At 32.9% G+C, this 21808-nt stretch carries 17 protein-coding genes, 1 other RNA gene and 1 other annotated feature (1 of these 19 only partly in view); of the genes, 8 read left to right on the top strand and 10 right to left on the bottom strand.

Translation table 11 applies throughout. The annotated features are described in order from the left end of the window. Positions 1-131 (bottom strand) — a binding site (T-box leader) (it extends 74 nt beyond the left edge of the window). Positions 132-174: 43 nt separating this feature from the next. The 3 genes from thiI to ezrA form a co-directional block, all read right to left on the bottom strand. Further along, the gene (thiI, locus tag PTA89_RS05480; RefSeq protein WP_003706467.1) at positions 175-1392 is read right to left on the bottom strand and encodes a tRNA uracil 4-sulfurtransferase ThiI; all 1218 of its coding nucleotides are present in this window, start codon (positions 1390-1392) and stop codon (positions 175-177) included. A gap of 16 nt (positions 1393-1408) precedes the next feature. Further along, positions 1409-2557 (bottom strand): cysteine desulfurase family protein, encoded by a 1149-nt coding sequence (locus tag PTA89_RS05485; protein WP_003707515.1) that lies wholly within the window; start codon positions 2555-2557, stop codon positions 1409-1411. Between the two features lie 134 nt (positions 2558-2691). Next, positions 2692-4404: a septation ring formation regulator EzrA gene (gene ezrA, locus PTA89_RS05490; RefSeq protein ID WP_003710339.1), complete on the bottom strand. Its 1713-nt coding sequence runs from the start codon at positions 4402-4404 to the stop codon at positions 2692-2694. Between the two features lie 183 nt (positions 4405-4587). Here ezrA and PTA89_RS05495 point away from each other — a divergent pair, with 183 nt between their 5' ends. From PTA89_RS05495 to PTA89_RS05525, 7 genes are all read left to right on the top strand, one after another. Beyond that, positions 4588-5037, top strand: a complete 450-nt coding sequence (locus PTA89_RS05495; protein WP_324177040.1) for a GAF domain-containing protein — start codon at positions 4588-4590, stop codon at positions 5035-5037. A 215-nt stretch (positions 5038-5252) separates the two neighbouring features. Beyond that, positions 5253-5858, top strand: coding sequence for a 30S ribosomal protein S4 (gene rpsD, locus PTA89_RS05500; protein ID WP_003703954.1), 606 nt, complete (start codon positions 5253-5255; stop codon positions 5856-5858). Between the two features lie 145 nt (positions 5859-6003). After that, positions 6004-6486 (top strand): YueI family protein, encoded by a 483-nt coding sequence (locus PTA89_RS05505; RefSeq protein WP_003706471.1) that lies wholly within the window; start codon positions 6004-6006, stop codon positions 6484-6486. Positions 6487-6507: 21 nt separating this feature from the next. Further along, a complete protein-coding gene (locus PTA89_RS05510; protein WP_324177041.1) occupies positions 6508-7779 on the top strand; it encodes a replication-associated recombination protein A in 1272 nt (423 codons plus the stop codon). Between the two features lie 35 nt (positions 7780-7814). Next, positions 7815-7999, top strand: a non-coding RNA gene (gene ssrS, locus PTA89_RS05515) — 6S RNA. 64 nt (positions 8000-8063) lie between these two features. Beyond that, positions 8064-8369 carry a hypothetical protein gene (locus PTA89_RS05520; RefSeq protein WP_081534713.1) on the top strand — a complete coding sequence of 102 codons (306 nt, stop codon included), beginning with the start codon at positions 8064-8066 and terminating at the stop codon, positions 8367-8369. Between the two features lie 116 nt (positions 8370-8485). Further along, a complete protein-coding gene (locus tag PTA89_RS05525) occupies positions 8486-8989 on the top strand; it encodes a universal stress protein (protein ID WP_003703973.1) in 504 nt (167 codons plus the stop codon). Positions 8990-9033: 44 nt separating this feature from the next. On the opposite strand, the gene PTA89_RS05530 is transcribed toward PTA89_RS05525, so the two are convergent. The 7 genes from PTA89_RS05530 to PTA89_RS05560 form a co-directional block, all read right to left on the bottom strand. Next, the gene (locus PTA89_RS05530; protein WP_003706473.1) at positions 9034-9585 is read right to left on the bottom strand and encodes a DNA-3-methyladenine glycosylase I; all 552 of its coding nucleotides are present in this window, start codon (positions 9583-9585) and stop codon (positions 9034-9036) included. Between the two features lie 152 nt (positions 9586-9737). After that, complete coding sequence (locus tag PTA89_RS05535) at positions 9738-10874, bottom strand: D-alanine--D-alanine ligase family protein (RefSeq protein ID WP_324177042.1); 1137 nt, start codon at positions 10872-10874, stop codon at positions 9738-9740. Between the two features lie 123 nt (positions 10875-10997). Next, positions 10998-12071, bottom strand: coding sequence for a M24 family metallopeptidase (locus PTA89_RS05540; protein WP_324177043.1), 1074 nt, complete (start codon positions 12069-12071; stop codon positions 10998-11000). A gap of 379 nt (positions 12072-12450) precedes the next feature. Further along, on the bottom strand, positions 12451-15384 hold the full coding sequence (locus PTA89_RS05545) for a YSIRK-type signal peptide-containing protein (RefSeq protein WP_324177044.1): 2934 nt from the start codon (positions 15382-15384) through the stop codon (positions 12451-12453). A gap of 182 nt (positions 15385-15566) precedes the next feature. Continuing rightward, a complete protein-coding gene (locus PTA89_RS05550) occupies positions 15567-16205 on the bottom strand; it encodes a DUF421 domain-containing protein (protein WP_087250296.1) in 639 nt (212 codons plus the stop codon). Between the two features lie 14 nt (positions 16206-16219). Then, a complete protein-coding gene (locus tag PTA89_RS05555; protein WP_003706477.1) occupies positions 16220-16663 on the bottom strand; it encodes a DUF3290 domain-containing protein in 444 nt (147 codons plus the stop codon). 174 nt (positions 16664-16837) lie between these two features. Next, entirely contained in the window at positions 16838-18904 is a 2067-nt protein-coding gene (locus tag PTA89_RS05560) for a peptidoglycan D,D-transpeptidase FtsI family protein (protein ID WP_101897822.1), read from the bottom strand. Positions 18905-19148: 244 nt separating this feature from the next. Between PTA89_RS05560 and PTA89_RS05565 the strand changes: the two genes are divergently transcribed. Next, positions 19149-21794 carry a YfhO family protein gene (locus PTA89_RS05565; protein ID WP_324177045.1) on the top strand — a complete coding sequence of 882 codons (2646 nt, stop codon included), beginning with the start codon at positions 19149-19151 and terminating at the stop codon, positions 21792-21794. Positions 21795-21808: the final 14 nt, after the last annotated feature.

Raw genomic sequence — 21808 nt, forward strand, 5'->3', positions numbered from 1 at the left:
AATCCGGTTATCCCTACTTTATTCAAGATAACAGCTCACAAGCTACAATTAAAATAGCTATCGAAAATCTTTCACCAGACGATTTCTCTCTAATCCAAGCTTCTTTTAATCCTCTTGTTCATTGCTTATATGGATATATTCTATCTTTTGCTAGGTAATACGTCAAGATACTTTTTATAGTAATTCAGCAAAAACTTTCTTTTCTTGGTTTAAGAAAGTATCACCAATCTTAATTTCTGTAATCTCAATGCCATCAAGTGCTCGTTGAACTAAAGCATCTACGTCTAAACGTTCTTCATAGTAACGTGCCTTATCAATACGTGGCTTAGTTTTTGGAGCTGGTGGTGCAAAAATTGTACAGCAATCTTCAAATGGCATAATTGACAAATCAAAAGTATCAATATCTTGAGCTATTTTAATAATTTCATTTTTATCCATTGAAACTACTGGACGTAAAATTGGCATAGTAGTTACATCGTTAATGGCAGCCATACTTTCAAGTGTTTGAGATGCTACTTGTCCTAAAGCTTCACCATTAAAGATAGCTAATCCCTTTCTTCTTTGAGCAATTGCTTCTGTTAAGCGCAACATGAATCTTCTTTGAATTGTCATTAAATATCCTGATGGCACTTTTTCCTTAACTGTTTCTTGAATTTCAGTAAATGGAACTTGAATAAATCTTATCTTACCAACATATGGTGTCAATTTAGCAGTTAAGTCTTTAGCTTTATTCAAAGCTTGTTCACTTGTATATGGAGGACTGAAGAAATGAACCATTTCAATATCCACTCCACGCTTCATTGCTAAATATCCAGCTACTGGTGAATCAATTCCACCAGAAAGCATCAACATTGCTTTACCAGCAGTTCCAACAGGCAAACCACCAGCACCGTCAATCTTTTCATGTGAAAGATAAATACCATCCGCACGAACTTCACAACGTAAAGTCATATCAGGATTTTTCATCTTCACTTTAATACCTGGAACTTCACGTAAAATATGACTACCTAGAATATCATTCATCTCATTTGTATCGTATTGATAGTTATGGTCAGAACGACGAGTATTGATTTTAAATGTCATTCCTTCTTTGAATTTTTCTTTCACCATTTCTACCGCAGTAGCCTTGACTTTCTCTATATCACGTTCAACTTTAATAGATGGTGAGAAATTTTGGATCCCAAAAACTTGCTTTAAACGTTTCATAACAGCTTCGTAATCTTCTCCATGTAATTGGATATGCATACGATCACGATGTGCCTTGATTACCAAATTTTCAAAACTATGCAAACTTTCACGCACATTAAATCCTAAACGATCAATGAAGTTTTTTCTATTTTTACCTTTAGTAGATAGTTCGCCGTAACGAACCATTATTTCTGTATATTGCATTTTCTTATCCTTTCAATTAAGAATTAATTTTTTTGAATTTTTCATATAGAACATCAAAAATTTCAATAAATTTGTCAGCTTCTGCTAAAGTATTTTTTTCATCTAGACTTATACGTACAGCGGATGTAGCAATATTATCCGGAATCTTCATTGCAGTCAATGTCCCAGATGTTATTCCCTTTTTAGATGAGCAAGCACTAGTTGTTGAAATATAGATATCATAATTTTCAAAAGCATGAACAATAGTTTCTCCACGAACTCCACTGATTGCAAAACATAAAATATGTGGAGCAAATTCATCGTTTAATTTAGAAAATACTGTTACTTTAGATCTTTTAGAAATATGATTATAGATTTTTTCTTTAATAGCTTTTTGTTGTGCTACTTTCTTTTCTTCATTTTCTAAAGTCAATCTTAAAGCTTTAGCCATACTTGCAATTGCAGGAAGATTCTCTGTACCACTTCGTAAAGCTTTTTCTTGACCTCCACCAGACATCAATGGTGCAATCATACGACCACGTTTTTTATACATGAATCCAATGCCACGAGGTGCATGGAATTTATGTCCAGAGAATGTTAAGAAGTCTACTCTATCTTGCTCTAATAATTCTTGAATACCTTTACCTACACCTTGAACTGCATCAACATGGAAATGTATTTTAGGAAAATCTTCCAGTACTGCTGCAATTTCTTTCAATGGTTGAATAGCTCCTACTTCATTATTCACAGCCATAATTGAAACAAGAATTGTATCCTTTCTGATAGCTGCTTTCAAATCTTCTGCAGAAACTCTTCCATTTTCGTCAACCGGAAGATATGTTACATCATAACCTAATTTTTCTAATTGATGTAGTGAATTTAAAACAGCTGGGTGTTCAACACTGCTAGTTATAATATGTCGTCCATATGGTCTTTTTTCAATTGCAGTTCCCTTTACGACCCAATTATCTCCTTCTGTTCCACCACTTGTAAAATAAATTTCATCAATATTGCAATGAAGTAAGTCAGCAATTTGTTTTCTTGATTGTTCTAACAAATTAAAAGCTTGTTCTCCCATCGCATGAAGTGAAGATGGGTTACCCCAAATCTTTTCACTAACAGCATTATAAGTACTTAATACTTCTGGTAGCACTTGTGTTGTTGCACTATTATCAAAATAAATCATATCTACCCTTCTTACAAATCAAAAATCTCATTACTTAGTCTAACAAAAAGTTAGTAGAAATAAAACTATTATTACTCTAACAGCAAAAAATTAGCTAATCAGCAGTTGTTACTGTTAATTAGCTAACTATACTTTTATTTAGAAAACATTGGTGGATGATTCTTTGAGTACTCTTCCATAATCTTTTTGGATGCACCCTCTTGAACCTTATCTACCGCATGCGAGATCGTATCCAATGCTTTTACATATTCATATTCCTTCTCAAATAATTGTACTGCTTGGTTGTAAGCAGCTGCCACATCTGGATATCTGTTTCGATAACGATTTGAATATTGTAAAATTTCTTCCGTTAAAATTGAACTAGAAATCAATTCGTCAGTCTTTTCACCCAAAATATCTAAATCACTTTGAGTATTTATCAATGATTTTGTAATTTCATCCATATTAATTTGAACTCGATTTAAATCTTTATCTAATTTTTCGATTTCATCGCTAACTTTAAAGAAATAATCCAAATAATCATCTGATAATCCTGGAAGGTTAAGCTTTTCAATTTCACGCTTCATTTTGTGAATTTCCAAGTCAAAATTCTTAACTGCATTTTGTGCTTCGCGCTCTTCTTTCCATAAACTTGCCACGCTATCATTGATTTCTTTTTGTTTCTTTTCTATATCAGTTAGAGCTTGCATATCAATTTCTATTCTCTGAGCAATAGAAGAATATAGGATTGCTTTTGTCCCAGCATCTTTAATAAATTGATCATACCAACTACGAATTCCCTTTAACCTGTCCGCTAAGCCTTGTGCACTTTCAATCTCATCATGATTGAGTGTGTAGTTTTGTTTTAATCTATCTAGATCCAACAATAAATTCTTTTCTTGCTTTTCAGCATGTTCAATGAACTTACCAAAGGTTGAAATTTTCTTTTGTACAAAAATCTTAGCCTTATATTCTTCTTCTAAAGTTTCATAGATAGCATCAATTTTATTAGCAATATCTTCATCTAAGACTTTAGCATTATCAACACGTAATTCCTTCAAGTTTTTATTATTTAAACTACATTGTTCTGCTAGATCTTTTAACTGTCCTAAAATATCTTTATCAAATGCAAACCCCTCATCTTGCATCTGAGCTACACCTTGCCGTAACTCTGATAATTGATCAGGAAAAACATTTTTTAGATTCTTGTAGATTCCAGGAATAACTTCTAAATCACGTTCCATACTTGCGGTATCTTCTTTTAATTGATTTAAAGGCTTATCAGAAGTTACAAAATCTCCACTTTCAGTTAATTTAGCATACTTATCAAAGTCTTCTTCTAACTTAGAAAGATTTTCTTCTAATTTGTCAATGCTTGGTCCAAATGAAAAGTTCTTAGCCAATAATGTCTTACGAATATCACGATACTTATCTTTTAATTCTGTAACAGCTTTTTGATGTTCTTCGGATTTTTCTTTCATCTCATTGACAGCTTCTTCAAGTTGACGAGTTTCTTCTTTAACATGTTGTAACTTAGATCCAACTTCTAATAACTCTGAACGTTCTTGCATAAACTTGTAACGTTCATTCAAATCATTTAAATCTAAGATCATTTCCGAAATTTCTGGCATCTCACGGTTAGTAAGTTTCTTATGGCTTTTCTTGAGCTCCTCAAATTCACGTAGACTTTCACCCGTTAAATGTAATTTTTCAATTTTATTTAATTCGTTACCTAGAGTATTACTGCTTAATTCTTCAAGCTGAGTTTGATACTCATTTATTTGTTTTCTAAACGATCGTTGAAAATATATGACTCCAACATATATTCCAATGGCGACCGCCACAATAACCACAAAAAATAAAACCATAATAAATTCCCACCTAACATCTTATCGTCTATATCTATAAATTAGTCAATTAATATTGTAGGCTATTCGTTTTAATTGAAAATAACCCCATCTCAGTTTAAAATCTAATAATAATTATATCATTAATATAACTTTAGGTATATATTTTTTCAATTACAAAAAAGTAAAGAAAGGACTTTTTATATGACAAACTCACTTCTCTCACAACAATTGGATGCATTACTCACAAATGAAACTAATTTCATTGCAAATTTATCTAATGCTTCAGCACTTTTATATCAATCTTTATCTGATATTAACTGGGCTGGTTTCTATCTTTATGATGAAACAAACGATGAATTACATCTTGGACCCTTTCAAGGAAAAGTTGCATGTATGCATATAAAAAATGGCTCTGGCGTTTGTGGCACTGCACTTCAACAACAAAAAGTTTTACATGTAGATAACGTCCACGAATTTGCTGGCCATATTGCTTGCGACTCAGCAAGTAACTCTGAAATCGTGGTTCCTCTAATTAAGGATGATAAAATTATTGGTGTATTAGATATTGATTCTCCTTCCTTATCCCGCTTCTCTCCTGAAGATGAAGTTGAATTAGTCGAATTTTCCAAAACTTTATTAAAACACATATAAATTAGTTGACTTTTAATTTGTTTATGTTAAGATACACTTTGTGTAAAATAATGCAGCAGTGAGCGGTAAGAACGTCAACAGTTTATTGCTATATAATAGTTCGTCTAGTAACTCTTCGGCTGCAAGAGCGAAAGTCTAAAATAAACTGCACGAATACTAAGTTCACACGGATTATTTTACTCCAACTTAATTTTAATTTATTGGAGGAATTTTTAATGTCTCGTTATACAGGTCCTTCCTGGAAAGTATCTCGTCGTTTAGGTTTCTCTTTATCTGGTACAGGTAAAGAATTATCTCGTCGTCCATACGCTCCAGGTCAACATGGTCAAGATCGTCGTGGTAGTCTTTCTGAATATGGTTTGCAATTACGTGAAAAGCAAAAGTTACGTATGACTTATGGCTTAACAGAACGTCAATTCTCAAACTTATTCAAGAGAGCTGGTAAGATTCGTGAAGGTAAGCATGGTGATAACTTCATGATTCTTTTGGAACGTCGTTTAGATAACGTTGTTTACCGTTTAGGTTTAGCATCAACTCGTCGTCAAGCTCGTCAATTAGTAAACCATGGTCACATTACTGTTGATGGCAAGCGCGTTGACATTCCATCTTACGAAGTAGAACCAGGTCAAGTAATTTCTTTACGTGAACGTTCTAAGGACTTACAAATCGTTAAAGAAGCTCTTGAAGCTGTTGTTGGTCGTGTACCATTCGTTAACTTCGACGAAAACAAGATGGAAGGTACATTAGTACGTCTTCCAGACCGTGAAGAACTTGACGCAAATATTGACGAAGCACTTGTTGTTGAATTCTACAACCGTTAATATTTAGCTCAACAAAGAGATAACTCTTTTGATCCCACTATTGTTCATTTGAACATAGTGGGTTTTTATATATCCGTTTTAATAAATTTATAATTAGAATTATGATAATGTTTAACTACTCCCCTATTTTGAAAGGAGAATAATTATGACAAATGATAATTTACAAGAACACTTGAACAACGGACTCTACGGAACTCCTCAATTACACCCTGATGAACAACGTAAGTATTTAGGAACTTTTAGAGAAAGAGTCAGTTTAACTATTACATTTAAGGAATTTTCAAATAATCAAAATGCTTGTTTAACTGCAATTAAACAAGAAATTTCATCTAATACTGAAGAAGAACTTAGTATAAAGATTAATGGGCAATTGTCATCTGATATTATTGATAAAATCATTCAAATTTCGAAAGAAAATAATACTAAATTTGAATATCTAGCTGATGCTTCTTTTTCACATGATGATGACGCCAATGCTATTGTTATTTGTTCTTCTAAATCAGCTCTTCATATTGAAAATATTGATGTTGAAAGTAAATACCATGAACTTTTTGAAAGAAAATCTGAAGAAAAGAATGATCCTAAAGAAGATAAGAAAGGATTTCTATCTAAACTATTTGATCTATAAATTAATTTAGGAAGTGATATTTTGAAACCTTTAGCCTATCGCATGCGACCTAAAAATATTGATGACGTTGTAGGGCAACAGCATCTTGTCGGTCCTGGAAAAATTATTAGAAGAATGGTTGAAGCTAAATTACTTTCATCTATGATTTTGTATGGCCCACCCGGTACTGGTAAAACCAGCATTGCTAGTGCCATTGCTGGTTCAACTAAATATGCCTTTAGAAAAATGAATGCAGCAACTGATTCTAAAAAGAAACTAGAACAAGTGGTTGAAGAAGCCAAGTTTAGTGGTACAGTTATTCTATTACTTGACGAAATCCATCGCTTAACTAAACCTAAACAAGACTTTTTACTACCTCATTTAGAAGATGGACATATTATTCTAATTGGTGCTACTACTGAAAATCCTTATATTTCAATCAATCCTGCTATTAGAAGTAGAACTCAAATATTTGAAGTACATCCTCTAAATGAAGACGATATTATTCAAGCAATTAACCGAGCTATTACTGATAAAGATGATGGTTTAGGTGAATTGCCTCTACAAATTAATGATGATGCTATGCACCAACTAGCAATCGCAACACATGGAGACTTACGAAGTGCATTAAATGCTTTAGAATTAGCTGCTAAATCTACTCCAAAGAATTCTAAAGGGAATATTGTACTTACTTTAGAAATCATTGAAGAATGTATGCAAAGAAAAGCTTTGATTCAAGATAAAGATGGTGACGCACACTATGATGTTATCTCTGCTCTTCAAAAATCTATTCGTGGATCCGATGTTGATGCTGCTCTTCACTACTTAGCACGCTTAATCGAAGCTGAAGATCTCCCATCAATTAGTCGACGCTTAATAACAATTGCTTATGAAGATATTGGATTGGCTAATCTCCCTGCTGCTACTAGAACTGTTCTAGCAATTCAAGCTGCAGAAAAAATAGGGTTTCCTGAAGCTAGAATTCCTTTAGCTGATACTGTTATTGAATTATGCCTATCTCCAAAATCTAATTCTGGTATTTCAGCAATCGATGCTGCCCTCTCTGATATTCGAGCTGGAAATTATGGTGATATACCTGATTATTTAAAAGATGCACATTATTCAGGAGCTAAAGAATTGGGGCATGGTATTGATTATAAATATCCTCATGATTATCCTCACGATTGGGTTAAACAACAATACTTACCAGATAAACTTAAATCCAAGCAATACTATCATCCTAAACAAAATGGACGCTACGAAGAAAGTTTAGGAAAGCAGTACCATCGCCTTAAGAATGCCCAAAATAGTTAATTTGCTTTCTCAATATGATTATGCTATGATTGATTTAGGTTCTGAGATGTACGCGTTATCTCATTCGTATGGTTGACCGAACACTTATAATATTGGTCTTTCATATCTTTAATGGAAAGTATATTATTTCACGTAAGAACTTGAAGTTATTGCAAGAAGGACCACCTGCTTAAACGCGGGTTCAACTACAGAGATGATTAACGGCATCATCGGAGACAAAGAGTTGGGACACTGTCTCAGCTCTTTTTATTTATTGACTATTATTCAATGAAATGAGGCCAATTATGACTGATGTACTATTAATAATTTGTGAATCTTTACTAGCTGTTATTGTTTTGTATACTGGATTTTACTTACTTACCCATCGCAATCGTAAGTTCTTACTTTTTGATCCTACTTCTGAGCCCAGTTTAAAAATTATTATGACTATCTGGGGAAGTTTGCTTATTATTTTAGGGTTATTAACTATACTTGCTATCTTTATTATTAAAAGTATCGTTTTTATTTCAATTATCCTAGTTTTAGATGCGATTGTAGAAGCTTCTCTCTCATTTATTATGTTGATTTACTATAACACTACAAATAAATAGTAAACTACATAAAATAATTTTGAATAAAATTATATTTTTGTAACTGTTTACACTTTTATTTTCAAACTATATCAAGTATAATATATATGAAAGGTATTACAGAAAGGGTGATTCGTATGTTACAAAGATATAAAAATATTTTAGTTCCAATTGATGGTTCTTACGAAGCTGAATTAGCATTTAAAAAAGCTGTTGAAGTAGCTAAGCGTAATGGTAAGGAAACAAAACTTCAACTTGTACATGTTGTTGATACTCGTGCTTTCCAAAACATCTCAAGTTTCGATACAGCTATGGTTGAACAAGTAACTGAAACAGCACGTAAGACAATGGATGGTTACGTAAAAGAAGCTAAAGAAGCTGGATTAGAAAACATCAGCTACTCTGTTGAATACGGTGCTCCTAAAGTTATCATTGCTAAGGATCTTCCTAAGGAATTAGGAACTGATTTAATTATGATTGGAGCTACTGGTTTAAATGCTGTTGAACGCTTGTTGATTGGTTCTGTTACAGAATACGTAACTAGAACTGCTGATTGTGATGTTTTAGTTGTTCGTACAGACTTAGATAACAAGCCTGCCCTTTCAAAAGAACAACGTAAAGGATTCCAACGTAAAGACTAATATATATTAAACTAAAGGACGTGAGCGTAAAATCTCACGTCCTTTTAATTACGACCATAACACCCTACCAAATGATCATTTACCATTCCACTAGCTTCCATAAATGAATAGATAATCGTTGGTCCTACAAATTTGAATCCCATTTTCTTTAACGTTTTAGAAATTTGTTCAGATAATTTAGTTTTTGTAGGTATTTCTTCCGGATTCTTAAAATTATTAATAATTGGCTGATTATCAATTATTCCCCAGAAAAAACTATCCAATGATTCATTTCTTTCATGTAACGCATTAACTATTTTCGCATTATTAATAATTGCTTCTATTTTTCGTCTATTTCTTATTATTTTAGGATCAGTCAATAATTTTTCGACATCGTCAAGAGTATATTGTGAAATTTTTTCAACTTCAAAATTATCAAATGCTTCCCTTAAAAACTCTCTTTTATTCAGTACTATTTTCCAACTCAATCCTGCCTGTAATCCTTCTAAACATAAAAGTTCGAATAGTCCTCTTTCATCATGTAAAGGACGTCCCCATTCCTTATCATGATAATCTATCATTAACTGATCTGCTCCATAAATCCATGCACATTTCATTTTAAGCTCACCTTCTATCAAAAATCTCATTATATTATTATACGCTAACTTTTTAAATTTTTAGCACAAAAACGAAAATAAGTTCTGTTTTTACTATAAAAAAACAACCATAGCTTTGTTAGCCATGATTGCTTCTAAAATATTATATAAGATTATTCACCGATAATCTTCTTACCCACTTTTTCTGTTCCTAATTCTGTAAAGTCATAGTGAATCTTAGCATTATCGTCAAATTCATCAATAGCTAATTGGATCAATTGATCAATTAATTCGCTATAACTAATGCCTGAAACTTCCCATAATTGTGGATATAAGGAAATGTTTGTAAAGCCTGGTAAAGTATTTACTTCACCAAAGTATGGAACATCATTTTCATCAACTAAGAAGTCCATACGAGCTAAACCACGGTTATCCAATGCTCTAAATGCATCTAAGGACATTTGTTGGATTTCTTTAGTTAATTTTTCTGGTAACTTGATAGGCATTTCAAATACCACACCAGATGCATCAACGAATTTATTGTTGTAGTCATAAAAATCATCTGATTCAGGAATACGGATTGCACCTAACTTGGATGCTTTGATATCACGATTACCTAGTACTGAACATTCAACTTCACGTGGATTCTTAATTGCTTCTTCAACTAAAATCTTGTAATCATACTTGAAACCATCTTCTAAAGCAGCATTATATTCTTCTTCATTTCTTACTTTATGAATACCAACAGAAGAACCTTGACGAGCAGGTTTTACAAATAATGTTTCACCTAATTCTTCAGCTACTTTAGCGTATGGATAGTCAGCTTTATTTTCTGGAGTTACTAAAACATACTTTGTATTTCTGATTCCATTCAAAGTAAGTAATTTCTTAGTCAAATCCTTGTCAAATGAAACACCAGAAGAAGCAACACCACTACCAATCCAAGGCTTGTTTAATAAACGGAATAATCCTTGAACTGTACCGTCTTCACCCATGTTACCGTGAATAACAGGGTAAAATACATCAACATCTTTAACTTCGGCTAAATTTTGGATATTTGCCAATGGGTTGGAGAAATCAACATCTTTGATAACTTCTGCAACAACATCATCTTCATTTTCTCCGTCAAAGATACGCATAGAGTCTTTATTACCAAGCAAGAAACCTTTTTTAGTAAACATAAAGACAGATACATCATACTTATCTTTATCAAGAGCATCATAAATATTGTGTGCAGAACGTTTTGAAACGTCATGTTCAGATGAGTTTCCTCCAAATAACAATGCAATGTGTAATTTTTTATTTTCCATTAAAATGTCCATCCTAACACTTAATTATTTATTATACGGTTGTTCTTTTTAAATAATATCATGAACATCTTAATTTGTCAGTTATTATTTTTAGTTCATAAGATATTTTTAATAATTTCATTCTTAATTACTGATTTCTATCAAATCCTGTTTAAAGTCAGTTAAATTTTCATATCCTTTTTCCGTAACTAAGATATCATCTTCAATTCTTACTCCACCTAATCCTGGAATGTAGATACCAGGTTCAATAGTGACTATTTCACCGGCTTCTAAGACATCTGGATAACTATAACTAATATTAGGTAACTCATGTATATCTAAGCCTATTCCATGTCCCATACCATGAGTAAAGTATTCTCCGTACCCTTGTTCCTTAATATATCCTCTACCAATTTCATCTAATTCTTTTGAACTAATACCTGCTTTAATTGCCTCAATTGTTTTTTCTTTAGCTACTCTAACAATATCATATATTTTTCTTATTTCATCGCTTGCTTTACCAACTACAAAAGTTCTTGTTATATCGGAAGTGTAGTGATTGAAATAATATCCAAAATCACAAGTTACCAGTTCTCCTTCAGCAATTTTTTTATCAGAATAGGTAGCGTGAGGTAAAGCTGTTCGATCTCCACTAGCAAAAATAGTTTCAAACGATGCTTCTGCAGCTCCGTTTTTCCTTAGGTAATAGTCAAGTTCTAAAGCCATTTCTTTTTCTGTTACACCGGCATGTACTTTAGTTAAAATATGTTCGTAACCTTTTCTTGAGAGTTGACAAGCTTTTCTTATCGTCGAAATCTCATCTTCATCCTTAACTGCTCTCATTTTTTCAATTACTTTAGTTAAAGCTACTACATCACTACTTGCATTTTCATCTAAATAATCAAACGATTCATAATCTAAAGTACCTTCAAATGCCAAAGCTACACAATTTTCCTTAGCCACAACATTAAGCGCTTCACCCAAATAGTCACGTGTAATAATTGAATCTATATCAGGATTTTCTGCTTTTATTTGTTCTTCAAATCGACTATCAGTAATAATATATGCACTTTGTTCAGTAACTAAAACTACTCCATCATCACCTGTATAACCACTTAGATAATAAATATTAAATCTGTTAGTTATCAAATATGCATCAACACTCATTTGTGACATTAAATTTCTTAACCTATTTCTACGTTCTTGAAAAGTTGTCATACTTAAAACCTTCTTTAGACATTTATTTTTAATTGTAACAAAAATACGTTCAAATACCTAATGCTAGCCATAATAAAAACCGGTACTTGCTATAAATTCTCCCTAGTTTATAGCTCATACCGGTTCCAAAAACTGCAACTAATTATTTATCTCTAAAATGTATCTATACAATAACATTCCTTGATAGAAGTAAAAATAAATAGTTATTGTTTTCTATATTTAATTAATGATCACTAATACTTATATAGCAATCATCCTCTATACAGAGTTTCTATCCGATCAATCGACAAATTTCCCCAAATTTATCTATTATCTTCACTCATTTTTCTGATATAACTCAAACTTTCAAATTACATAACTATCTAATAACAGTTAATAATTATGAACGTTTTTTATTCAAGACACCTAAACCTAATGCTCCAGCAACGCCTGCAAGTCCTAAACCTACTACAGCTGCTTCGTTGTTGTCTTTTTCACCCATTTGTGGAAGTGTAGCTGCCTTAGCATCTGCCTTTGGAGCTTCAGCTTTCTTAGCAATTGCCTTAACTTCAACTTTCTTTTCAGGTGTTGTAGCAACTTTCTTAACGTCGTTTACAACAACTTTGTCTTCGTCTGCAGTCTTAGCTGGTTCATTGTTATCTTTAACGTCTTTACCAGGTTCGTTTGTTTCTGGCGTTTGTGTTTCTGCACCTTTACCAGGTTTGTCTGTTTCTGGTGTTTGTGTTTCTGCACCTTTACCAGGTTTGTCTGTTTCTGGTGTTTGTGTTTCTGCACCTTTACCAGGTTTGTCTGTTTCTGGTGTTTGTGTTTCTGCACCTTTACCAGGTTTGTCTGTTTCTGGTGTTTGTGTTTCTGCATCTTTACCAGGTTTGTCTGTTTCTGGTGTTTGTGTTTCTGCATCTTTACCAGGTTTGTCTGTTTCTGGTGTTTGTGTTTCTGCATCTTTACCAGGTTTGTCTGTTTCTGGTGTTTGTGTTTCTGCATCTTTACTTGGTGTCTTTGTTTCTAATGCAGCCAATACACCTTCCCAGTACTTAACTTCGCCATTTGCTACACTCAAACTTGCATTCTTATCTTGTAATGCTTTTTGAGCTTCATCAAGAGCTGCTTGTGCTTCGTTCAATTTATCAGAAGCTTGTTCAAATGCTACAACATATTCATCTTCCTTAGCTGCTAAAGCTTCTAAGTCTTGTAACTTAGCTTTATCAGTTAAGTATGTTTCTTTAGCTGTTTCATAAGCTGCTTTAGCTGCATCTTCTTTTTGTTGTGCTTCGTTAAATGCTGCTTCAGCTTTAGCTACTGCTTCTTGTGCACTAGCTAATTCTTTTTGATATTCAGCTAATGTAGCACTTGCTGCTTCGTAATCTTTGATTGCTTGTGTATTTGCCAAAGCATCCTTAAAGTCTGCATTCTTCTTTTCAGTATCTGCTAATGTATTCTTAGCATTTGTTAAAACTTCATTTGCAGAATCCAATGCTGCTTGGTTCTTTGCTTGAACTGCTTGGAACTTAGCTAATTTAGCTTGTTCGTTTGCCAAGTTTTCTTGAGCAGCTTTCAATGCATCTTGTGCTTGTCCTTGACGGATTGTAAGAGCTTTAATACCCTTCTTTAAGTTATCTAAGTGGTAACTTGTTGCAGTGTCTTTTTCGTCTACAAGAGCTTGTTTCCATTGTGCTAATTTTTCACTTACAGCATCTAGATTTGCTTGTGCTTCATCTACTGCTGCTTGTGCTGCTTTAACAACTTTTTCTTGTGCATGTACAGCATGATTTGCCTTGTCAACATTTGGTTGAACTTTGTCTACTGCTGTTTGTACTTCGTCTACTGCTGCTTGCGCTGCTGCAACATCTTCGTCATCAGCAAAATTGTTTTGTGCTTTTAAGTCATTGTACTTAGCTTGATCTGCAGCTAATTTATCCTTATCTGCAGCCAACTTGTCTTGTACACTTGCTAATTCAGCTTGGCTCTTTTCTAATGCAGCTTTACCTGCTTCAAGAGCTGCTTGTGCTTCAGCATTGCTCTTAGCTGCTGCTTTTTCTTTTGTTTGTGCTGCAGCTGTTGACATCTTAGCAATTGCTAATGCAGCATTTGCTTTTGTTAAAGTTTCTTCAGCTTTTGTTTGCTTAGCACGGCTTGCACCATAAACATCTAATGCAGAATCAATAGCCTTTTGAGCTTCTGCAACTGCATCTTGTGCTTGACCTAAGCGAACTTTCATAGCTGCAATACCTTTCTTCAAGTTATTTAAGTGTTCACTTGAAGAAGTATCCTTTTCGTCTACAAGGAATTGTTGCCATTGAGCAATCTTATCTTCCCATCCCTTAACAGTAGCTCTTGCTGCATCACCAGCTTTTTGAGCTTCTTCTAATGCTGCCTTATCTTTGTCTGCTTGTGCAGTAGCATCCTTCAATGCTGTTCGTGTAGCATCAACATTTGCTTGAGCAGATGCTTCTGCTTCTTTTGCTTTCTTCAAAGCGTCAACTGCTTGAGTTTCTGTTTCAGCAGCTTGGCGAGCTGTTTCTACTAAGTTATTTACAGTTGTTTGAGCTTCCTTTACAACTTGTTGTAAGTTTGCTTCATCTTCTGTATCTTTTTGGATTGCAGCTTGATCTGAAACGATGTCATCTGCTGCTTTTGCAGTATTTTGTGCTGCAGTTGCTTGATCAGCAGCTGGCTTTAAGTCATCAACAGTTTTTTGTTGTGCATCAACCTTTTCTTGGGCAGCGTTTTCATTTACGACTGCAGTATTTTCTGCTTCTCTAGCAACTTCTGTGTTATCTTGTGCTTTATCAACATCATCTCTTGCGTTATCTAAAGCTGCACTATCTTCTTTAACTTTGTCTGTTGCGGCTGGAATATCCTTCTTTGCTTGAAGTGAAGCATCTAAGTCTTTTTGAGCAGATGCTTCAACATCTTTTGCATCGTTACGAACAGTAGTTGCATCTTCTACATTCTTTGTAGCTTCTGTAACTTCACCTTGTGCCTTATCTTGAGTAGCTTTAGCATCCTTCAAAGATTCTGTTGCTGATTCTTTTGTAAGGCCTTGGTTTTCTGTTTGTGTTGCTGCATCAGCCTTGTTTGTTGTTTCTGTTGCTTCTGTTGTTGCATCATTTTGGCCTGGTGCTACTTCTGTTGTTTGTGCTTCAGTATTTGTTGTAACTGTATCAGCACTAGCAGCTTGGCCTCCAGCAAATGTCAAACCTGTTGCTAATAAGACAGATGCTAACCCCACATTTAATTTTACTAGACCGTATTTGAGAGTTCTCTCTGCACTACGCTCTGCTATCATTTTTTTATTATTCTTAGAAAACATATAATTTATCCCTCCTAATCGGAATGTTATATGGTACCTATATAACACCCTCATTCTACCCCCCCCCACGCTATTTTGTCAATATCATTTATACATAAATATTTCGTGATAGTTTTTTGAATTTTTTGTGAAGTTTAATTAAAAAATCGTACAATTATCTCTATACGATAAATGTACGATCTCTATTTAGGATAACTTACAATACGCAAGTCACCGTTTATATATTCAGCTATGTATATTTCACTTAAATCTTTATAACCTATTTTGTTCAATTTACCTATTAACCATTCTTCATCTTGGTTAATAAGTTCCAATACATCAACATTTAACTGTCCATCACTTATAAGCGGATAACGAACATGATCTTTATCACTAAATTCAATAACCGTTAGCTGCCCATTTTGTTCTAAGATTCCACTTTTTACTTTAGCAACTTCATAAATCCCTTTGTTTCTTAACTTGAACATTAAATCATTTGCTGATATCCCATGTTTTAAGCATTCTTCTACTCTGATTTTACCATTTTTAATTAAAGTTACTGGTTGTCCATCAATGATATTACGAATAAAACGATTATGGTCTTTAAAGAATTTTAGAGTTAACACAATTATAGTCCAAATAATCAGAACCATAACAAATTGCAAAATAGTAATATTTTCATTGTATATTACTCCTCCAATAATTCCACCAAGTGCATAATTTTGAACAGCATCTAAAGCAGTCGAAGGTGCTAAATTTCCTTTACCTGTTAGATTTATCTGTAAAATAAATACCAATAGTCCCAATACAAATTTAATAATAATTGGTAAATAATAATCCATCCAGTTCTTCACCTCTATCTATGTATCTTTACTTTTTGATTTATAAGATGTGTCCGAACAAGTACATAATTAGTTTGATCAGAACTTAAATTAACTTTATAAAATTTTTTATTAATTTTCACAATTATCCCATCTGATAATCCACGTGCGTTAATAGCAACTTGATCTTTTTTAACGTGATATTCTTCAGAAATAGATTTCAAAAAAGTTGTTGCTTCTGCAGCTTGAACACTTGTATCTCTACCATTTTGATATTCAGTAAAGTTTATTCCTGCCATAAAAAGTAATATCAGTGCCATGATAATACTTAAGTCACGATACTTAGTTTGAAATTTATCTTTTATATACAAAATTGTCGCTATAATTAGAACTAAAAAGATAATTACAACAATTCCATATTGGACAAATTGTGCTACATTATTTTGTTCCTGAAGATATGTTAATGTATAAAAGTCCATAAATTCACCCGTCTCAACATAAATTATGACAATTATAGCTATTACCAAATAGAAATTCAAGCACCTAAAAAAAGAGATGAGAAAAAAAATCTTCTCACCTCTTTTGGTTTAACTTTTCGAAATCATTGTAGCATACATAACTCAAAAAGTCTAAGTAATAAATAACATCAACTATTATTTAGATGTTTTATATCCATCGCTAGATTGAACATCTTTCCAGTATGCTTCATAAATACTCTTCAAGGTACTCATGTTAACACTACTTTTATCACTAGCAAGATTTGGGAAAGCTACAACCACTACTACTTGTGGATCATCATAAGGGGCATAACTAATAGCACTTAATGTAATTGTATCAGTATTCTTATAAACAGTTTCAGCAGTACCTGTTTTAGCTGCAATGGCTGGATTAATATCCTTCATTGCTGTACCAGTTGCATATTGACTAGTTCCGTGTACTACTTTATACATACCACTGTGAATAATATTCCAATAAGAATCTGGAACATCTATTACGCCCGTGATATTAGGCTTAACTTCATATTTTACAGCGCCCATCTTACCATCTTTGCCATTTGCTCTGATTGATTGTAATAAATGTGGTTGAATTTTATAACCTTTATTAGCCAAAATGGAAGCATATTGGGCTAATTGAATTGTTGTGTAAGAATCATAGTTCCCGTAAGAGAGGTCAAGGGCACTACCAATATATTTAGCTGTACTCTTACCTTCCAATCCAGAAACTTCACCAGGTAAATCAATTCCTGTTCTTACACCCAAGCCAAACTCATTAAAGTTATTTCTTAATTTCTTAAAAATTGAGGTTGGCATAGTTAAGGTTGCACCATAACTATACTTAAATCCTGCTTCCTTCATAGCAAGTTGCATCATGTACGAGTTAGAAGAAACCATCAAAGCATCAGAAGCAGTTAAAGCCACATTAGCTCCACCACTCTTGTTGAACCATGATCCCTTGACTGGTGTATCTTTAACTTTAATTGGCATATCAGTCAATACATTATTATCAGGTGTAATAACGCCTGACTTCAAAGCTCCAATAATCATAGCTGGCTTAACAACAGACCCCATAGTAATAGATTGATTAATTGCCCCAGCAGGATCAACAGTTGTCTTACCAGTGTTAGGGTCACGATAAACACCGGCCATACCATAAATGCCACCAGTATGTGGGTTAATCGCTACTGCATAACCACCATTTGAATAACCACCTAATCCAGCAACTGCGCTATCCATTATTTTTTGCATATCTTGTTGGAATTTAGCATTAATTGTTAGCTGAACATCATCACCGGCTTGTCCACCATATTGTTCAACTTCTTTAGTAATTTTACCATTTTGAGTAAATACTTTTGTAGTTTTCTTAGTACCCTTTAGGACATCCTGATATTGCTTTTCTAAATAACTTGAACCAACACTATCATTTCTTGAATATCCTTGAGCTAAGAAAGTATTAATAGAATCATCTGGTAAACCTTGCTTTTCAGTTGTTACAGTCCCAGCTAAATTCTTTATCGATGTTCCATCTGGATAACTACGTGTCCAATCTGTTCCAATCTTTATTCCAGGCATTGAAGAAAGATTTTCACCAACTTCAGCCATTTCAGTATCGCTAACACCACTAGTCTTAATATAAACGCTTGATAGAGCATAAGCACCACTCATCTTGTTATAAACAATTGCTGCCTCTTTTTCCTTATTAGTCATATCAGAAACTAAACCGTGTTTTCTAACATAAGTGATCATTAGGCGATTTAACTCACTACTATCTAAACTATCAGCATTTTTAATATGCTCTTTTACAGCGTCATAGTTCTTTACATTAGCTAGATAATATTCAGCCTTCATCCCACTCGTTAATGAATCTGTTTTGATAGATACAAATTTTACCAATTCATCAGCAATTGCTCTCATTTTTTGATTCGTAACGCCAAGGGGTTTGGTATAGGTAATCGCTCTTGAAGAATTATTACCAACAATTAACTTACCTGTTGAATCATACATCATCCCACGTTGAACATTAGTGGTTTCAGTATAAGTATCATTATTTGCTGCTTCACTTGAAAATTTCTGTCCATTAACAATTTGTAAATATGCTAACTGAGCAATCAATGCTGCAAATAATAAAAATACAATAACAAAGAGAAAATTTAATCTAAACGGAATTAATGAATTTTGATTACTATTCCGTCTATTTCTCCGTGAACTGCGTAAAAATTTCACTTTAATTTCTCCTATCTATTTTGGAAAAAATTGCGACTAACAAATATAATTCCAAAAGTTTAACCTTACTATGATAATTATATTTAAATCCATTCTCTATCCTACCATACTATCACAATTTTGGGCATAAATTCCGTTAAAATTTTCTAAAAGGTTAAGATATTACTTACTACCTTTTACCTACTCTTTACCTATGATATTCTATAGATATTATATTCTTTAACAGAAAGGATTCTTTTTTATCATGTGGATTAAAATGAAATCTTTTATAAATAATAAATATCCATTTTTACTTAGCTTTTTTGGCCCTATTGTCATAATGTTAGCCTATTTTATTGCTCGTCATATGTATCCATTTGGTTCGAGCACAATTCTAACTGTTGACCTAGGACAGCAATATGTAGACTTCTTTGCTTTTTTCAGAGAAACCTTACTTCATCATCCTGGGAGTTTCTTCTACTCTTTCTCAAAAGCTATTGGTGGTGAAATGATTGGAGAATGGGCTTATTACCTACTTAGTCCATTTAATTTATTATTCATCTTCTTCCCCGGTAAATCGATTGCCGCTGGAGTCTTAGTCGTTACTCTCTTGAAATATGGTTTTTGTGGCCTATCTTTTGCGTATCTTTTATCTAAAAGAAAATTGCAAAAAGGTTGGATGATACCTACATTCTCAATTAGTTATGCTTTAATGGCGTGGAATGTTGTTAATCAACTTAATTTATTATGGATGGATGCGGCTATTTTACTTCCTCTAATTATTGCTAGTTTCTATGATTTAATGGAAAAACGTAAGATGAAGGCCTATCCTCTTTTACTTGCATTGATGCTTATAGATAATTATTACATGGCATATATGGTGTGTATCTTCCTAGTTTTATTCTTTATTTGGTACCAGATAACATATACTACCAAATTCAAGGAATTTCTATCTAGAACTTGGTTATTTGCAAGTCGATCAATTCTAGCAGGGGGCATTGCTGCTGTTATTTTAATTCCTACTGCGATAACCCTTACTAGCAGTAAAGGCCAATACACAGAAAGCTCGATTCAAGCTAAATTAGAATATAATCCACTTAAAATGTTATCAAAATTAACGATTGGTTCATTTAATTTTGATCAAATGCCATCTGGGTTTCCTAATATTTTTATTGGTAGTCTTGCATTATTTGCCTTTATTTTGTACTTCTTTAATCGTCAAAATACAATCAAATCCAGAATAAGTGCATTTTTAATCAGTATTTTCTTTACAGTTTCAATGTGCTTTGAACCACTAGATTTATTTTGGCATGGAATGCAATTTCCGGTTTGGTATCCATATAGATTTACCTTTATTGTAAGTTTTTGGATGCTTTTCTTGGGAAGTCAAGGTATCACTAATTTCATTGTTAATGTTAAGCCATGGAAAATTTTCCTTTTATTCTTCATAGAAGTCGGTATTATTTCCTATGTATGGATTAATGTTAAAAAATTCAACTATGCTACTACTGAGACTTTAATTTTTTCTGCTACCTTTGCATTTTTAGTTTTACTACTTTTAAGTATTAATAGTACTAATGACAGAAGCATCATTAAGTTTCTGTTACTTTTCCTAGTAGCCGTATCTGAAATGTCTGCCAATATGATTTTTTCTCTGAATAATATTAGCTATTTATCCAAACGCGAATTTGCAGATCCAACAACTGCACTTACTGCTGATAGTTCTTGGCTACATCGCCATGATTCTAGCTTTTATAGAACTGCTCAAATTTATTCTAGAACTAAAAATGATGGTATAACACATAATCTTAATGCTGGTGCATATTTCAGTTCTGCTCTAGAAAAGAATATTCCAGATTTTTATGGTATGATTGGCCAACCAGATGGTGATAACTATGTTACTTATTCTAATGGCAGTCTGATAACTGATGGTTTACTTGATATGAAATATGCTATTGCTCCTAAAAATAATAACGAAGTTACTGAAGGTAGCAGTCACGGTTATCCTTTAATCCAAACTTCAGAGCGTAGTGATTTAAGCTCATATCAACTACTAAAAAATAATCCTCGTACTTCAATTTATAAAAATCCATATGCTACAAGTATTGGTTATAGTGCAGGATCTACTATTTCAAAGATGCAACGTTTGTTTGACAATCCCGTTATTTATCAATCTAATTGGCTTAACGCTGCATCTAGTTCAATGCCTGGAACGACTTATTTTACAGCTATGAACTTTAATAAAGTTATTTTTACTAATACCGCAGAAAAAACAACTTTAACTAACTCAGATTTTAAAAAAATTGATAAAAGTAAGGATGCAAGTATTACTTTTGAATTCATTCCGACAACCAATAATTCTTATTATCTTACATTGGGTACTTCACTTGATAATGACAATGTCGAGTTTCTAATTAATGATCGCGTACTTCATAATTATTCTACTTTTAGACATACAACTCTTGTGAATGTCGCAAATAACGATAAAGGTAAAAAAATCTCTATTACTGCTAAATTTAAAAAAGATAATCTTTGGTTGAATAATTTTGTTCTATATCAACTAGATAATAATTTAGTAAAGCAAAAGCTAACTCAAATTAAAAAATATTCTTGGAAGATACAAGATTATTCGTCAACTTCATTAAATGGAACCATTAATATTGTTAAGTCAAATCAATGGTTTGCAACTACTATTCCTTATAATGATGGATGGAAAGCTTATGTTGATGGAAAAGAGGTTCCTACTTATAAGATCCAACAAACATTTATTGGATTCCCTATTTCTAAAGGCAAGCATCAAGTAAAATTAACCTTTACTCCCCCATATCTTTATCAAGGACTTGTGGTATCAGTTATTTCATTGATGTTGCTATTTATTCCTGGAATGGTAAGAAGAAAAGTTCATAAATAATTAAAAAGACCAAT

Source organism: Ligilactobacillus salivarius (assembly GCF_035231985.1).
Taxonomy (GTDB): domain Bacteria; phylum Bacillota; class Bacilli; order Lactobacillales; family Lactobacillaceae; genus Ligilactobacillus; species Ligilactobacillus salivarius.

Bases quoted from the DNA above. Each gene is read 5' to 3' on its own strand.
- thiI (WP_003706467.1), bottom strand. From the start codon at position 1,392: ATGCAATATACAGAAATAATGGTTCGTTACGGCGAACTATCTACTAAA.
- PTA89_RS05485 (WP_003707515.1), bottom strand. From the start codon at position 2,557: ATGATTTATTTTGATAATAGTGCAACAACACAAGTGCTACCAGAAGTA.
- ezrA (WP_003710339.1), bottom strand. From the start codon at position 4,404: ATGGTTTTATTTTTTGTGGTTATTGTGGCGGTCGCCATTGGAATATAT.
- PTA89_RS05495 (WP_324177040.1), top strand. From the start codon at position 4,588: ATGACAAACTCACTTCTCTCACAACAATTGGATGCATTACTCACAAAT.
- rpsD (WP_003703954.1), top strand. From the start codon at position 5,253: ATGTCTCGTTATACAGGTCCTTCCTGGAAAGTATCTCGTCGTTTAGGT.
- PTA89_RS05505 (WP_003706471.1), top strand. From the start codon at position 6,004: ATGACAAATGATAATTTACAAGAACACTTGAACAACGGACTCTACGGA.
- PTA89_RS05520 (WP_081534713.1), top strand. From the start codon at position 8,064: ATGACTGATGTACTATTAATAATTTGTGAATCTTTACTAGCTGTTATT.
- PTA89_RS05525 (WP_003703973.1), top strand. From the start codon at position 8,486: ATGTTACAAAGATATAAAAATATTTTAGTTCCAATTGATGGTTCTTAC.
- PTA89_RS05530 (WP_003706473.1), bottom strand. From the start codon at position 9,585: ATGAAATGTGCATGGATTTATGGAGCAGATCAGTTAATGATAGATTAT.
- PTA89_RS05535 (WP_324177042.1), bottom strand. From the start codon at position 10,874: ATGGAAAATAAAAAATTACACATTGCATTGTTATTTGGAGGAAACTCA.
- PTA89_RS05540 (WP_324177043.1), bottom strand. From the start codon at position 12,071: ATGACAACTTTTCAAGAACGTAGAAATAGGTTAAGAAATTTAATGTCA.
- PTA89_RS05545 (WP_324177044.1), bottom strand. From the start codon at position 15,384: ATGTTTTCTAAGAATAATAAAAAAATGATAGCAGAGCGTAGTGCAGAG.
- PTA89_RS05550 (WP_087250296.1), bottom strand. From the start codon at position 16,205: ATGGATTATTATTTACCAATTATTATTAAATTTGTATTGGGACTATTG.
- PTA89_RS05555 (WP_003706477.1), bottom strand. From the start codon at position 16,663: ATGGACTTTTATACATTAACATATCTTCAGGAACAAAATAATGTAGCA.
- PTA89_RS05565 (WP_324177045.1), top strand. From the start codon at position 19,149: ATGTGGATTAAAATGAAATCTTTTATAAATAATAAATATCCATTTTTA.